The 14,138-nt window shown below is 62.5% G+C and carries 17 protein-coding genes; 13 read left to right on the forward strand and 4 right to left on the reverse strand.

Features of this window, described 5'->3' with window-relative positions:
• Window positions 1–134: 134 nt before the first annotated feature.
• From ACIQ2A_RS05805 to serS, 5 genes are all read left to right on the forward strand, one after another.
• Complete coding sequence (locus ACIQ2A_RS05805; RefSeq protein WP_398476747.1) at window positions 135–374, forward strand: twin-arginine translocase TatA/TatE family subunit; 240 nt, start codon at window positions 135–137, stop codon at window positions 372–374.
• Between the two features lie 82 nt (window positions 375–456).
• A complete protein-coding gene (tatB, locus tag ACIQ2A_RS05810) occupies window positions 457–978 on the forward strand; it encodes a Sec-independent protein translocase protein TatB (RefSeq protein WP_398476749.1) in 522 nt (173 codons plus the stop codon).
• Window positions 975–1,778 carry a twin-arginine translocase subunit TatC gene (gene tatC, locus ACIQ2A_RS05815; RefSeq protein ID WP_398476751.1) on the forward strand — a complete coding sequence of 268 codons (804 nt, stop codon included), beginning with the start codon at window positions 975–977 and terminating at the stop codon, window positions 1,776–1,778. The genes tatB and tatC overlap by 4 nt, the downstream gene beginning before the upstream one ends.
• Window positions 1,779–1,840: 62 nt before the next feature.
• Complete coding sequence (locus ACIQ2A_RS05820) at window positions 1,841–2,077, forward strand: hypothetical protein (protein ID WP_398476753.1); 237 nt, start codon at window positions 1,841–1,843, stop codon at window positions 2,075–2,077.
• A gap of 86 nt (window positions 2,078–2,163) precedes the next feature.
• Window positions 2,164–3,594 (forward strand): serine--tRNA ligase, encoded by a 1,431-nt coding sequence (gene serS / locus ACIQ2A_RS05825; RefSeq protein ID WP_398476755.1) that lies wholly within the window; start codon window positions 2,164–2,166, stop codon window positions 3,592–3,594.
• Window positions 3,595–3,609: 15 nt separating this feature from the next.
• Here serS and ACIQ2A_RS05830 read toward each other — a convergent pair whose 3' ends face one another.
• A complete protein-coding gene (locus ACIQ2A_RS05830; RefSeq protein ID WP_398476757.1) occupies window positions 3,610–4,026 on the reverse strand; it encodes a hypothetical protein in 417 nt (138 codons plus the stop codon).
• 327 nt (window positions 4,027–4,353) lie between these two features.
• On the opposite strand from ACIQ2A_RS05830, the gene surE reads away from it, so the two are divergent.
• Window positions 4,354–5,121 carry a 5'/3'-nucleotidase SurE gene (gene surE, locus ACIQ2A_RS05835; protein WP_398476759.1) on the forward strand — a complete coding sequence of 256 codons (768 nt, stop codon included), beginning with the start codon at window positions 4,354–4,356 and terminating at the stop codon, window positions 5,119–5,121.
• Between the two features lie 159 nt (window positions 5,122–5,280).
• Here surE and ACIQ2A_RS05840 read toward each other — a convergent pair whose 3' ends face one another.
• Window positions 5,281–5,580: a GIY-YIG nuclease family protein gene (locus tag ACIQ2A_RS05840; protein WP_398476842.1), complete on the reverse strand. Its 300-nt coding sequence runs from the start codon at window positions 5,578–5,580 to the stop codon at window positions 5,281–5,283.
• A 71-nt stretch (window positions 5,581–5,651) separates the two neighbouring features.
• Window positions 5,652–6,029 (reverse strand): response regulator, encoded by a 378-nt coding sequence (locus tag ACIQ2A_RS05845; protein WP_398476761.1) that lies wholly within the window; start codon window positions 6,027–6,029, stop codon window positions 5,652–5,654.
• Between the two features lie 297 nt (window positions 6,030–6,326).
• Between ACIQ2A_RS05845 and ACIQ2A_RS05850 the strand changes: the two genes are divergently transcribed.
• Complete coding sequence (locus tag ACIQ2A_RS05850; RefSeq protein WP_398476763.1) at window positions 6,327–6,977, forward strand: protein-L-isoaspartate(D-aspartate) O-methyltransferase; 651 nt, start codon at window positions 6,327–6,329, stop codon at window positions 6,975–6,977.
• 106 nt (window positions 6,978–7,083) lie between these two features.
• On the forward strand, window positions 7,084–8,547 hold the full coding sequence (locus ACIQ2A_RS05855) for a peptidoglycan DD-metalloendopeptidase family protein (protein WP_398476765.1): 1,464 nt from the start codon (window positions 7,084–7,086) through the stop codon (window positions 8,545–8,547).
• Between the two features lie 76 nt (window positions 8,548–8,623).
• On the opposite strand, the gene ACIQ2A_RS05860 is transcribed toward ACIQ2A_RS05855, so the two are convergent.
• Window positions 8,624–9,595, reverse strand: a complete 972-nt coding sequence (locus ACIQ2A_RS05860; protein WP_398476767.1) for an ATP-binding protein — start codon at window positions 9,593–9,595, stop codon at window positions 8,624–8,626.
• Between the two features lie 193 nt (window positions 9,596–9,788).
• Here ACIQ2A_RS05860 and yajC point away from each other — a divergent pair, with 193 nt between their 5' ends.
• The 5 genes from yajC to ACIQ2A_RS05885 are packed head-to-tail and all read left to right on the forward strand — an operon-like array spanning window position 9,789 to window position 14,082.
• Entirely contained in the window at window positions 9,789–10,166 is a 378-nt protein-coding gene (gene yajC / locus ACIQ2A_RS05865) for a preprotein translocase subunit YajC (protein WP_398476769.1), read from the forward strand.
• A gap of 41 nt (window positions 10,167–10,207) precedes the next feature.
• Entirely contained in the window at window positions 10,208–11,812 is a 1,605-nt protein-coding gene (secD, locus tag ACIQ2A_RS05870) for a protein translocase subunit SecD (RefSeq protein ID WP_398476771.1), read from the forward strand.
• Between the two features lie 31 nt (window positions 11,813–11,843).
• The gene (gene secF / locus ACIQ2A_RS05875; RefSeq protein WP_398476844.1) at window positions 11,844–12,869 is read left to right on the forward strand and encodes a protein translocase subunit SecF; all 1,026 of its coding nucleotides are present in this window, start codon (window positions 11,844–11,846) and stop codon (window positions 12,867–12,869) included.
• On the forward strand, window positions 12,869–13,252 hold the full coding sequence (locus ACIQ2A_RS05880) for an Mth938-like domain-containing protein (RefSeq protein WP_398476773.1): 384 nt from the start codon (window positions 12,869–12,871) through the stop codon (window positions 13,250–13,252). Before secF ends, ACIQ2A_RS05880 begins: the two co-directional genes overlap by 1 nt.
• Complete coding sequence (locus tag ACIQ2A_RS05885; protein ID WP_398476775.1) at window positions 13,249–14,082, forward strand: phytoene/squalene synthase family protein; 834 nt, start codon at window positions 13,249–13,251, stop codon at window positions 14,080–14,082. The genes ACIQ2A_RS05880 and ACIQ2A_RS05885 overlap by 4 nt, the downstream gene beginning before the upstream one ends.
• Window positions 14,083–14,138: the final 56 nt, after the last annotated feature.

Raw genomic sequence — 14,138 nt, forward strand, 5'->3', positions numbered from 1 at the left:
TTAACGCTCGCGACGTTACGACTTGTCCATCCGCGATTCCACGGTGGTTAAGTCCTTGTTTTTGACGAACCCGCGGCCTACGTTCCGGTCAGATCAGGCCGGTTCGCCGGCTGTGTGTTTGGAGGGTTAGCAGGATGGGTTCTCTCAGCATTTGGCACTGGATCGTCGTGATCGCGGTGGTCCTGCTGTTGTTCGGTCGCGGCAAGATCTCCGACCTGATGGGTGACGTCGCGCAGGGTATCAAGGCCTTCAAGAAGGGCATGGCGGACGACGACAAGCCGGCAGACAAGCCAGCCGATCCGAACAAGACCATCGATCAGGCGCCGGCTGCGCCAACGGCCAACCGGTCGGATGTCGGCAGCAAGGCCGTTTAAGGTCAAGGTTGCTAAGGTCCATTCGGACCGCAGCGGACGGGTCAAAAGGCACGGCTCGTCCGGCCTGTGAGCAGGTTGTTACATGTTCGATATCGGGTGGAGTGAACTGGTCGTCATCGGCGTCGTGGCGCTGATCGCCATCGGCCCGAAGGAATTGCCCGGCGTGTTGCGCATGGTCGGGCAGTGGATGGGCAAGGCCCGCAAAATGGCCTCGGAATTCCAGGGCCAGTTCAACGAGGCCATGCGCGAAGCCGAGATGGCCGACGTCAAGAAGGCGTTCGATGACGTCAAGGACGCCGCCTCCGATTTCTCCAAGAACAACATCATGACCTCGCTGACCAAGGATGTCAGCGATGCCATGACCGTCGACAAGATCGACAATGTCACCACGCCGCCGGTGATGCCGACGACGCCTGAGCCGCCGACGCCGGACACCTTTATCGAGGCGGCTGCGCATGACGCGGTGAACGAGCCGTTGGCCATCACGCAGGAAGTGCAGCCGACGCCTGCCGAGCCAGTCGTCGCCAGTGACGTGCCGGTTGCCGACAATGCACCTGCCGAGCCCGGCAATCCCGAAGTCCTCAAAAACGCCAAAGCCCTATGAGCGCCGAAGATATCGAGGCCTCGAAGGCCCCCTTGATGGACCATCTGATCGAGCTGCGGTCGCGGCTGATCAAGGCGCTGCTGGCATTTGCCGTGGCTTTCATCTTCTGCTTCATCTTCGCCAAGCAGATCTACAACGTTCTGGTCTGGCGGTTTGTCTGGGTCGCAGGCCCGGAGAATTCCAAGTTCATCTACACCGCGCTGCTCGAATATTTCCTGACGCAGCTGAAGCTCGCGATGTTCGGCGCCGGCTTCATCTCGTTCCCGGTGATCGCGGCGCAGATCTACATGTTCGTGGCTCCCGGGCTCTACAAGCACGAGAAGGGCGCGTTTCTGCCCTATCTGATCGCAACGCCGTTCTTCTTCGCGCTCGGCTCGCTGCTGGTCTATTTCATGGTGCTGCCGATGCTGATCCGGTTCTCGCTGGGCATGCAGCAGGCCGGTAGCGCCGAGACGGCACAAATCGCGCTGCTGCCGAAGGTCGGCGAATATCTCTCGCTGATGATGTCGCTGATCTTCGCCTTCGGCATCGCCTTCCAGTTGCCGGTGATCCTGACGCTGCTCGGTCGTATCGGCGTGCTGACGTCGAAGCAGCTACGTGAAAAACGCCGCTATTTCATCGTCGGGGCCTTCGTCATTGCCGCTGTGCTGACGCCGCCCGATGTCATCAGCCAGGCCTCGCTCGCGATCCCGCTGATGGTCCTCTACGAGGGCTCGATCATCGCGGTAGGGATCGTGGAGAAAAACGCAGCGAAACGGGCTGCGGCAGCGACCGGGACGGATCTGACGACGGTGGAGTAGGGCGGCTTGCAATCCGACGCACTGCAATCTACTTTAGGTTGTTTTTTGTGTTGGAGGTGATTGTGGCTCTAACCTTTGATACGCTGGGTTATGCCAAGCGGCTTCAAGAAGGTGGCGTTGGCGACAAGCAAGCCGAGGCTCATACGGAAGCAGCACGAGATTTCATCATGGTAGAATTGGTGACGAAATCGGATCTGCGAGCTGCACTCGACACGCAGACCTTGCGGTTGGGTGGGATCGTCGTAGCGACTGTTGGCGCTGCAGTAGCTATCATGGGGTTTTTGATCCGTTTCCATTAGAAACGGAGATTTCTGCTCCCCCATTTGATGTTCCAAAACCCAGCCATTCGGGGTACTCAGGGCCGCTTTCGCTCAGGAATCCCGCTATGCACGACATCAAATCGATCCGCGACAATCCCGAAGCCTTTGACGCTGCGCTGAAGCGGCGCGGACTGGCTGCGGTGTCGTCGTCGCTGCTGGCCATCGACGAAGCCCGGCGGACCGCGATCCTTGCGTCCGAGCAGGCGCAGGCGCGGCGCAATGCCGCCTCCAAGGAAATCGGCGAGGCCAAGAAGACCAAGGACGAGGCGCGGGCCAATGCGCTGATGGCCGAGGTCGCCGGGCTCAAGACGACGATGCCGGAGATGGAAGCCGCGGTGAAGGCGGCCGAGGAGCAACTCCGCACCGAGCTTGCCGGTATTCCCAACCTGCCGCTCGACGAGGTGCCGGAAGGCGTCGATGAGCACGGCAATGTCGAGCGCCATCATTTCGGTGCCAAGCGCAACTACGCCTTCACGCCGAAGCCGCATTACGAGATCGGCGAAGCCATGGGCAATATGAGCTTCGAAGCAGCGGCCAAGCTCTCGGGCGCGCGTTTTGTTGTTCTGAAAAACGGCTTAGCTCGGCTCGAGAGAGCGATTGGGCAGTTCATGCTTGATCTGCACACAAATGAGCATGGGTACACTGAGGTGAATCCGCCCTTATTGGTTCGCGATGAAGCGATGTTTGGTACGGCGCAGCTGCCCAAGTTCAGTGACGATCAGTTTCGGGCCGAAACTGAGGACGTGCAAAGAGCGCATGCTTACGAAAACTTTGAATCGGCTCGGCGTGAAATTCTCAACTATGTGGAACGGGAAGGCGTAGATGCAGCCAGGGCTGCCCCGTTCGAGGTGCTAGGTTTCCACTACGTCCCGACTCCAAATCGCCTCTGGCTCATCCCCACCGCCGAAGTGCCGCTGACCAATCTCGTGCGCGAATCCATTCTCGACGAGAAAGAACTGCCGCTGCGTTTCACCGCGCTCACGCCATGCTTCCGTGCCGAAGCAGGCGCCGCTGGCCGCGATACGCGCGGCATGATCCGGCAGCATCAGTTCACCAAGGTCGAACTGGTGTCGGTGGTCACGCCCGAGGAAAGCAGGAATGAGCATGAGCGCATGCTGTCCTGTGCCGAGGAAGTGCTGAAGAAGCTCGGCCTGCATTATCGCGTGATGACGCTGTGCACCGGCGACATGGGTTTTGCCGCGCAGAAGACCTATGACATCGAAGTGTGGATGCCGGGCCAGGGCGAGGGCGGTGCTTATCGCGAGATCTCGTCCTGCTCGGTCTGCGGCGATTTCCAGGCGCGCCGGATGGATGCGCGGTCGCGCGGGCCGGATGGCAAGCCGCGTTTCGTGCACACGCTGAACGGCTCGGGCACGGCGGTCGGCCGCGCGCTGATTGCTGTGATCGAGAACTATCAGCAGGAAGACGGCTCCATCGCGGTGCCGGATGTGCTGCAGCCCTATATGGGCGGGCTCAAGGTTGTTCAGGCGAACTGAGTTTCGCCTGATGCCTCATGCGCGGCTCGCAGTGACGAGCGCGCATTTCGCTCGCTCGGCGCGAAGATTGACGTGGCCCACCAGCGTCATGGGGAATGCCTTGCGGCTCTTCATCGCGATGGTCTCCGCCACCAGCTTGCGCCGCTCGGTGGCGTAGCGGCCGTCGCGACTCCTGAATGCGCAAAGCAGTTCGAGATCCTTGATATCATAGGCATTGGCGTTGCGGACCGTGAAGGTCATCATCGCCCGCGATCCCATCCCGCCGCGGCGAAATGACTGGCGTGACAGGCTGACGCGATGAAGATCGACAGCCTCGGACGTCTCGGCCAGTTTGGCGGGATTGGCTTCCGGGGGCGTGCCGTTGTCAGGCGGGGCGGCAACGGCGAGATTCAATGTCAGGTCGGGCTGCGGCGCTTTCGCGAAACTTGGCATTAACAGCCACCCAGCCACCACTGCAGCGATAGCAGCCAGACCTCCCAACAAGATTCGCCGATCAAGCAGCGTGACCATTTTTGTCGCCTCGATAGGCGCTGCGGCCAGGCCATTTGCGGCCGCGCGCTGATGTCCGAAACGCGCGATTACTCATTCTTTTGACAAGAACTGCGCTTGGGGCGGGCTGGTTCCCGTGTGCCGGAAATATGGCGCGAATGCACACCGGGCAGCGATGAATAGGGGGTGGCAAAAGCCTGCCCTTGCTGGCAAAAAGTCCGCCGCGGCCGGGTCGGCCAAGATCCAACAAGATCGAAAGGGCTGACGCGCATGCGCATTCTCTGCACCAATGACGACGGTATTCACGCTCCCGGCCTGCAGATCATCGAGCAGATCGCCAAGCAATTGTCTGATGATGTGTGGGTCGTTGCTCCAGAGCTGGATCAGTCCGGCGTGTCGCATTCGCTGTCGCTGAACGATCCCTTGCGCCTGCGCGAAGTCAGCGAGCGGCACTATGCCGTGCGTGGCACGCCGACCGACTGCGTTATCATGGGCGCGCGGCATATCCTCAAGGACAAGCAGCCGGATCTGGTGCTGTCCGGTGTCAACAAGGGCCGGAATGTCGCCGAGGACGTGGTCTATTCCGGCACCATCGCCGGCGCGCTGGAGGGTACCATTCTCGGTTTCCCGTCGGTGGCGCTGAGCCAGGAATTTTCCATGGCGACCCGCAACGCGCCGCAGTGGGAAACCGCTTTGGCATACGGCCCGGACGTGCTGCGCAAGGTGATCAAGGCCGGCGTGCCGAAGAATACGGTGATCAACATCAACTTCCCGGCCTGTGATGCGGCGGAGGTGAAGGGCGTCGTGGTGACGCGGCAGGGCAAGCGCAATCAAGGATTTTTGCGCATTGATGAGCGCCGTGACGGGCGCAACAATCCGTATTTCTGGATCGGTTTTGAGCGCATCGTTGCAGCAGAAGCGCCGCCGGAAGGGACTGACCTCGCGGCTCTGGCTGCGCACTATGTCTCGGTGACGCCACTACGGCTGGATCGCACGGATGAGGCGTTCAGCGATGCGCTGAGCAAGGCGCTGGGGTAAGATTGGGTTTGCGGCCGTCCTTCGAGGCCGCCGCTGCGCGGCGGCGCATCAGGATGACGGGAGAGTTTGCGGTGTCTACTGAAGACTCTTTCGGCGCTTCGCCGCACACTCCACCGTCATCCTGAGGTGCAAGCGTAGCGAGCCTCGAAGGAGGCGTGTTCAGCGCGGCTTTCCGCCGCGACGTTTCGCGAGTGCTTCGACCGTCGCCCAATCCGATTTGATCAAAGCTTCTTTTTTCGCGCGACTCCAGCCCTTCAACTGTCGCTCAGCCGCGATCCCGTCCGTGATCCGGTCGAAATAATCGCGCCGCACCACGACAACCGGCCACCGCGTGTAGGTGTATCCCTTGAAGGTCCCGGCGTTGTGCTGATCGATGCGCGGCTGCAGGTCGTCGCCCGTCGCGCTGCCCACATGATATGATCCGTCGGCACACAGCAGCATGTAGACGAAGACACCCAGCCATTCCCCAAAGCCGGTCGATGCCTGCTTCAGGATGACGTCAATCTCTCGTCTGTCAATTTCGGGAAAACTTAAACCGTCACGCCCTTCAGCGTCGCGGCCAGCACCTGTGCCAGCGTTTCCATCTGGAACGGCTTCTGCAAGGTCGGGCGATCGCGGAAATCTTCGGGCAGGCCCTGGGCGCCATAGCCGGTCGCGAAAATGAAGGGCTTGCCGCGCGCCGCAAGAACTTCCGCCACCGGCGAGATCACCTTGCCGTTGACGTTCACGTCCAGGATCGCGACGTCGAATTCGGTGCTTCCTGCGAGGCGGGTGGCCTCGGTGATGTCGCCGGCTTCGGCGGCGACGCTGTAGCCGAGGTCTTCCAGCATGTCGGCGACCATCATGCGGATCATCACCTCGTCTTCGACAAGGAAGACAGAGCCGCCCGGCTGGTTCGCTTCAGTCATGGCCGCTTTCCCTGCATGATCCCTACGGAACGTCGCAAATTCTGCCTTTAAGCGCAATCGCGCCCCGCGTGAATTCGAGAGACTCAAATAGCGCAGGACCCGAACATCCAGTGTACGGTCGCCGACATTGGCGCTGCAAATTCGTTGATCCCCAGCGCCTGTAACGGGCGACCGCAGTTCAGGTTCCGATGTCGGGAACAATTATCTCCGCAGGCCGCATCGCTTGTGTTCGGCGAGATTGCGTCAACATATTTGGGGTAATCGAGCGCCATCGCAAGGTGAGGGTGGACAGTTCCCATGATCGATACCGGCCATCCGCCCGAGCAGATGCAATTCCAGCTGAGCCTGCGTCGCCGCGGTATCAGCGACGGGCGAATCCTGCGCGCCATGGAAGAGGTGCCCCGCGACCGTTTCATCGACCCCGCCGACCGCCAATATGCCTGGCGTGACTCTGCGCTGCCGATCTCCTGCGGCCAGACCATCAGCCAGCCGTTCGTGGTCGCTTATATGACCGAGCAGCTGCAACTCGAGCCGCGTCACCGCGTGCTCGAACTCGGCACGGGCTCCGGGTATCAGGCGGCCATTCTCGCCAAGCTGGTCCGCGACGTTCTGAGCGTCGAGCGGTATCGCACTTTGGCAGACGCCGCGCGAGCGCGGCTGGAAGGCCTCAGTCTCTACAATGTCGAAGTCATGCTCGGTGACGGCCTCAACCTGTCATCCAACCTGGGCAGTTTCGACCGCATCATCGTCACCGCAGCTGTCGAGGCCGTGCCACAATCCTTAATCGACCGGCTGGACGAGGGTGGCATTCTGATCGCGCCGGTCGGTCCGCATCATGGTGTGCAGACGCTGGTGCGCATCCGCAAGACGGGAGAGACCATCGAGCACCGCGATCTGGTGGCGGTCCGCTTTGTGCCCGCATTGCCGGGCATCGCGCGCGAACTCTGAACATGTGCGTGATCGTCGATCACGTCTTTGTCGCAGGGTTAAAGGCTTGGTAACGGAGACGGTGTTTACTCAATTCAGTCGTGTGTTGCGTATGAGTGAGTAACCAATGTCCCGCGTTGTCGAGTTGCTTTGCTCGCGTCGTTCTCCGCAGGTTGCGGTGTTGGCGTTGATGTCCATCGGATTTGCCGGTTGCAGTGCCGACATGTCGACGCGGCTGTCGCAGACATTCGATGGCAACAATATCAGTCAAAGCAGCAACCGCCAGTTCGGCTGGCAGGGCGGTCAAGGGGGCTATGGTGGCGAGGCCACGGGCTCGGTGCCGCAGCGTCCCGTCGCGCAGGCGCCGCGCGAATTGCCGCAGTACCAGCGCCCGTCTTACAATCCGCAGCCCCAGTATTCATCGCAGCCGCTGCCGCCGCCGATCTCGGCGCCGCAGTCCTATCCGTCTGCTCAGCAATCTTATCCGTCCACGCCGCGTCCGGTCGCATCGGCTGCGCCGATGAGCGGTGGCGGCAACGGCATGTATAGGCCGCCATCGGCACCCGCTCGCGCGCCGATCGAGCACACCGGCAGCACGGCGCCGCGTTCGGTTGCCGCGGCTCCCGCGCCGGCTCCCATCGGTCCGAACGGCACCACGATCATCGTCGGCACCAGCGATACGCTCGATGGCCTGTCGAAGCGCTACAATGTCTCGCAGGCTGCGATCCTGCAGGCCAATGGCTATCGCGGTCCGCGCGCGCTGTCGCCCGGCCAGTCGCTGATCATTCCGCGTCAGGGCGCTGTGGCTGCTCCGGCGGTCGCTGCCGCTCCAGCGCGTCCCGCTGCCGCCTCGACCACGCATTACGTCAATCGCGGCGATACGCTGATGAGCATCTCGCGCAAGAACAACGTGCCGGTGGCCGAACTCGCGCGCGCCAACGGGCTGTCGCCAACCGCCCAGCTCAAGCTCGGCAGCAAGATCAATGTGCCCGGAGCGCGCAGCGCATCAGCTGCGCCGACCGCATCGGCTCCCGCGCCGCTCGGCGCCCCATCGACCATCGCAGCGGCACCGGTTGCGCCCGTCACCACGGCGCCAGCCCGCATGGCTGCCGTTGAGCCGCAGCAAAAGGCTCGGCTCGCCAGCGCCACCACAACGCCCGAAGACGTTGCTCCGGAAGCACCGACCAAGGCTGCTGAAGCCACGGGCGCATTGCCGACTTTCCGCTGGCCGGTGCGTGGCCGCGTGGCCACCGGCTACGGCGCCAAGACGAATGGCAAGTCCAATGACGGCATCAACATCGCCGTGCCGGAAGGCACGCCGGTGAAGGCCGCCGAAGACGGCGTCGTCGCTTATGCCGGCAACGAACTCAAGGGCTACGGCAATCTCGTGCTGGTGCGTCACTCGAACGGCTACGTGACGGCCTATGCCCATGCGAGCGAACTGATGGTGAAGCGCGGCGAGACGATCAAGCGCGGTCAGGTGATCATGAAGTCGGGGCAGTCCGGCGAAGTCGGATCGCCGCAACTGCACTTCGAAATCCGCAAGGGCTCGTCGCCGGTGGATCCGCTGCAGTTCCTCAATGGCGCGTAATTCGCCGCGATCAACCTGACAGAACGGCGCCGGACTGGAACAGTCGGCGCCGTTTTCGTTTGCGATGTGATGTCGTTTACTTCGTCGCCAGCTTCACCCCAAGCCGTCCGGCCAGTTCCTGCACGAACTGCCAGGCCACGCGGCCCGAGCGCGAGCCACGGGTGGTGGACCATTCCAGTGCTTCGCGCTGCAGCTGGTCGTCGTCGATCTTGACTTTGAAATGGCTGCAATAGCCGCGCACCATGGCGAGATATTCGTCCTGGCTGCATTTGTGGAAGCCGAGCCAGAGACCGAAGCGGTCCGACAGCGAGACCTTTTCTTCCACGGCTTCGCCAGGATTGATCGAGGTCGAGCGCTCGTTCTCGATCATGTCGCGCGCCAGCAGATGGCGGCGGTTCGAAGTCGCATAGAGGATGACGTTTTCCGGCCGTCCCTCGATGCCGCCTTCCAGCACGGCTTTCAGCGACTTGTAGGATGCGTCATTGCCGTCGAAGGAGAGGTCGTCGCAGAACACGATGAAATAGAAGTCCGAGGCCCGGATCTGCGCCATCAGGAGCGGCAGGCTCTCGATATCCTCGCGATGGATCTCGACCAGCTTCAGTCGGCCATTGACCGACTTGCTGGCATTGATCCGCGCATGCGCCGCCTTCACCAGCGACGACTTACCCATGCCGCGGGCGCCCCAGAGCAAGGCGTTGTTGGCGGGCAGGCCGGTGGCGAAGCGGCGGGTGTTCTCGATCAGCGTGTCGACCTGCTGATTGATGCCCTGCAGGAGATCCAGCTCGACCCGGCTTACCTTCGGAACCGGTGCGAGGCGGCCGTCCGGGTGCCAGATGAAGGCATCGGCGCTGGCCAGAGAATCGGCGTTGGAAGCTTTCGGCGCTGCCGCGGCCATGTTGGCGGCGATGGCTTCCAGGGCGAGCGCGATGCGCTCCTCCAGCTTGGGGGCGGCCATCGGTCGCGGGCGCTTGGCGGCGGCTTTTTTGGCGGGGACCTTGGCGGCTTTGGGGGCAGGGCGGCGGCTGGTTTTATTGGGTTTTTTTGACATTTCGGGCTTTCCTTAGGCTGCACCCTTAACCATCCGGGAACAGCTCCGCAAGCGGTACAAAGCGCTTGTACATCAAGGGGGTTAGGAGCGTTGCAATTGGCTTGCCGGCCGCTATAGTCCGCGCCGAATTTACCGAGACCGGGCCGAACGCGGCTGCGTCGCCGGTCAACCCCCGCATCCACGAGGACTTTCGATGTTCATTACCCCTGCGTTCGCCCAGGCCGCAGCCGCCGGCAACGACACCAACAGCATGCTGATGTCGCTGCTGCCGTTCGCCCTGATCTTCGTGATCATGTATTTCCTGATCCTGCGTCCGCAGCAGAAGAAGGTCAAAGACCACGCCGAAATGGTGAAGAACATCCGCCGCGGCGATACCATCGTCACCTCGGGCGGCCTGGTCGGCAAGGTCACCAAGGTGGTGGACGACGAGCAGGTCGAATTCGAACTGGCCGAAGGCGTCCGCGTGCGCCAGCTGCGCTCGATGATCTCGGGTGTCCGCACCAAGGGTGAACCGGCCAAGGAAAAGGGCGATACCAAGACCGAGGCCAAGGACGACGCGGCGGCCAAGTGATCGCAGCGACGCCCATCCTCGAATTCTGACGGACTTTTTCGATGTTGTATTTCTCACGGTGGAAGGCGCTCGGCATTATCGTGACGGCGCTGGTCGTCTGCCTGTTCGCTGTGCCGAACTTCTTCCCCGAAGCCACCGTGAAAACCTGGCCGAAATGGGCGCAGCGCCATCTGGTGCTGGGCCTCGATCTGCAGGGCGGCTCGCACATCCTGCTCGAAGTCGACGCCAATGCGGTCAAGAAGGACAAGCTCGACCAGGTACGCGACGACGTCCGCCGCACCCTCCGCGACATGAATCCGCGCGTTCAATATACCGGCCTGAATGTCCGCGGCGACGCCGTCGAAGTCCGCATCACCAAGGACACGGACGTTCCGAACGCGCTCACCAAGCTGCGTGAACTCTCGCAGCCGCTCAGCGGCATCATGGGCCAGAGCGGCGCGCGCAGCCTTGACGTTTCCGATGCCGGCGGCGGGCTGATCCGCTTTACCGTGCCGCAGGCCGCGATCAATGATCGCCTGCGCCAGTCGGTCGATCAGTCGCTGCAGATCATCGAGCGCCGTATCAACGAACTCGGCACCGTGGAGCCGCTGATCCAGCGCCAGGGCCTCGACCGCGTGCTGGTCCAGGTACCGGGCCTGCAGGATCCGTCGCGCCTGAAAGAACTGCTCGGCAAGACCGCGAAGCTCGACTTCCGCATGGTCGATACCTCGATCCCGGCCGAACAGGCGCAGGGCCGGGTGCCGGCGGACTCCGATCTCCTGATGAGCTCGACTTCGCCGAAGACGCCGTATCTGGTGAAGAAGGAAGTGCTGGTCACCGGCGGCGATCTCACTGACGCGCAGCCGGGCTTCGACCAGCGCACCAATGAGCCCATCGTCTCGTTCCGCTTCAACACGGCGGGCGCGCGAAAGTTCTCGGAAGCGACGACCAAGAATGTCGGTCTGCCCTTTGCTATCGTGCTCGATAACGAGGTCGTCTCGGCGCCGGTCATTCGTGAACCGATCACCGGCGGCTCGGGCCAGATCTCGGGCTCGTTCACAGTCCAGGGCGCCAACGATCTCGCGATCCTGCTGCGCGCGGGTGCGCTGCCGGCGCCGCTGTCGATCATCGAGGAGCGCACCGTTGGTCCGGGCCTGGGCCAGGACTCGATCGCCAAGGGCGAGCTTGCCGCCTATATCGGCTCGATCCTCGTCATCGTGTTCATGCTGCTGACCTATCGTCTGTTCGGCCTGTTCGCGAATATCGCGGTGGCCATCAACGTCGCCATGATCTTCGGCGTCCTGTCGCTGCTCAATGCCACGCTAACGCTGCCCGGCATCGCCGGCATCGTGCTGACGGTCGGCATCGCGGTGGACTCCAACGTGCTGATCTACGAGCGCATCCGCGAAGAACTGCGCGGCGGCCGCACGGCGATCGCCGCCATCGATGCCGGCTTCAAGCGCGCGCTGGCCACCATTCTCGATTCCAATATCACCACCTTCATCGCGGCCTGCGTGCTGTTCTATATCGGCACCGGCCCGGTGCGCGGCTTTGCCGTGACCTTCGGTATCGGCATCATCACCACGGTATTCACCGCCTTCACGGTGACCCGCCTGATCGTTGCCACCTGGGTCAGGTGGAAGCGGCCGCAGCGCGTGCCGATCTGAGCGGACGGAGCAGATTTTGACTACGACACAAATGGTTCTTCTCGGTCTGGCTGCGCTGGTCGTAGTTCTGTCGATCGTGACCATCTTCGACCTGTTGCCATCGCTCCGCATCGTCCCCGACGATACGAAGTTCGATTTCACCCAGTTCCGCCGCATCAGCTTCCCGATGTCGGCGCTGCTGACGATCGCGGCGATCACGCTGTTCTTCACGCATGGCCTGAATTTCGGCATCGACTTCAAGGGCGGCACCCTGATGGAGGTGCAGGCCAGGAATGGTCCCGCCGACATCTCGGACATGCGCACAAAACTCTCGACGCTCGGCCTCGGCGACGTCCAGCTGCAGCAGTTCGGCGGTCCCGCCGACGTGCTGATCCGTCTCGCGCAGCAGCCGGGCGGCGATACCGCCCAGCAAGGGGCCGTGCAGAAGGTGCGCGCCACGCTGGGTGACAGCGTCGATTATCGCCGCGTCGAAGTGGTCGGCCCGCGCGTGTCCGGCGAATTGCTCGCCTACGGCATGCTGGGCCTGATCCTCGCGATCTTCGGTATTCTCATCTATCTCTGGTTCCGCTTCGAATGGCAGTTCGCCATCGGCGCCATGATCGCCAACGTGCATGACATCGTGCTGACCATCGGCTTCATGTCGATTGCGCAGGTCGATTTCGATCTCACCAGCATCGCGGCCCTGCTGACCATTCTCGGCTATTCGCTGAACGATACCGTGGTCATCTATGACCGTATTCGTGAAATCCTGCGTCGCTACAAGAAGATGCCGATGCCGGAACTGCTCAACGAGTCGATCAATTCGACGCTGTCGCGCTCGATCATCACCCACGTCACGGTGACGCTGGCACTGCTCGCGCTGTATCTGTTCGGCGGCCACGCGATCCACTCGTTCACGGCTGTGATGATCTTCGGCGTCGTGCTGGTCGGTACCTATACCTCGATCTTCATCGCGGCACCGATGCTGATCTATCTCGGCGTTGGTGAGAACCGCGACGAGCCGGTCAGCACCGGCAAACCGGCCAAAACTGCGCCGGCAAAGACGGCCAAAGCCTGATGCCGGTCGATCCCGAGCAGCCGCATCTCCCGCGCGCCGCTGAGATCGAGGCCTACGGCAAGGGTGGCTTCATCTTCGACACCATGTCGCATCAGGGCTCGCTGCTGTGCCTGCCCGATGCGGTGTGGGCGTGGGCGGTGACCAAGCCGGACGAGATCGATCGCCACGCGCTGCGCCGGGTATTCGAGGGGCATGCCGGCATCGACACGCTGATCATCGGCACCGGCAACGATGTCTGGATCATGCCGCGCGATCTGCGCGAGGCGCTGCGCGGTCTCCACATTATGGCGGACACGATGATGACCGGCCCCGCGATCCGCACCTACAACATCATGATCGGCGAGCGCCGTCGCGTGGCGGCCGCGCTGATCGCTGTGCCATGAGCGCCGATACAAGCGCCGCGGCCTTCTGCGCCGATCTCGTGCGCACCCATGATTTCGATCGTTATGCCTCGACGCTGTTCGTGCCGGCCGACAAACGCCGCCCGCTGCTGGCGCTCTACGCTTTCAATTCCGAGGTGAGCCGCGTCCGCGATCAGGTCAAGCAAGCCTTGCCCGGCGAGATCCGGCTGCAGTGGTGGACCGATGCGCTGGCCGGTGCCGGGCATGGCGATGTCGAGCAAAATCCTGTTGCGGCCGAATTGCTGCTGGCGGTGCGCAGCTTCGATCTGCCGGTCGACCGGCTCGTCAAACTGATCGATGCGCATGTGTTCGATCTCTACAACGATCCGATGCCTGATCTCGCGGTGCTGGAGAGCCATTTTCGGGATACGTCGGGAACGCTCTTCGTATGTGCTGCGCGCATTCTCGGGGATCGCTCGGAGGCGGTCGATCATGTCGCCGAACATGCCGGACTCGCACAGGGCGTGGCGCATATCACGGCGCGCCTGCCTTACGATGCCGCGCGCAGCCAGCTCTATCTGCCGCATGACATGCTGACGCAGAACGGCGGCAGCGAGGTGGAATTCTATGCTGGCAAGCTGACGCCCGCGATCCGTGCGACACTCGATCAACTGATCAAGGGCGCGCAGGAGCAACTGGCCGTGGCGAATGGCATGCTGGCGGATGTCGCGGAGCCTGCGCGCGCCGCGTTCTTGCCGCTGGCGCTGGTGAAATATGACCTGGGCCAGATGGCCGCGGCGAGCTTCGATCCGTTCGAGCTGTATCTGCGCGCGCGGTTGCGGACGCTCTGGACGCTGTGGCGGGCGTCGTAATTGTCGTCCGTCATTGCGAGGAGCGGAGCGACGAAGCAATCCAGCTCTTGGCTTTC

Source organism: Tardiphaga sp. (assembly GCF_044336785.1).
Classification (GTDB): Bacteria; Pseudomonadota; Alphaproteobacteria; order Rhizobiales; family Xanthobacteraceae; genus Tardiphaga.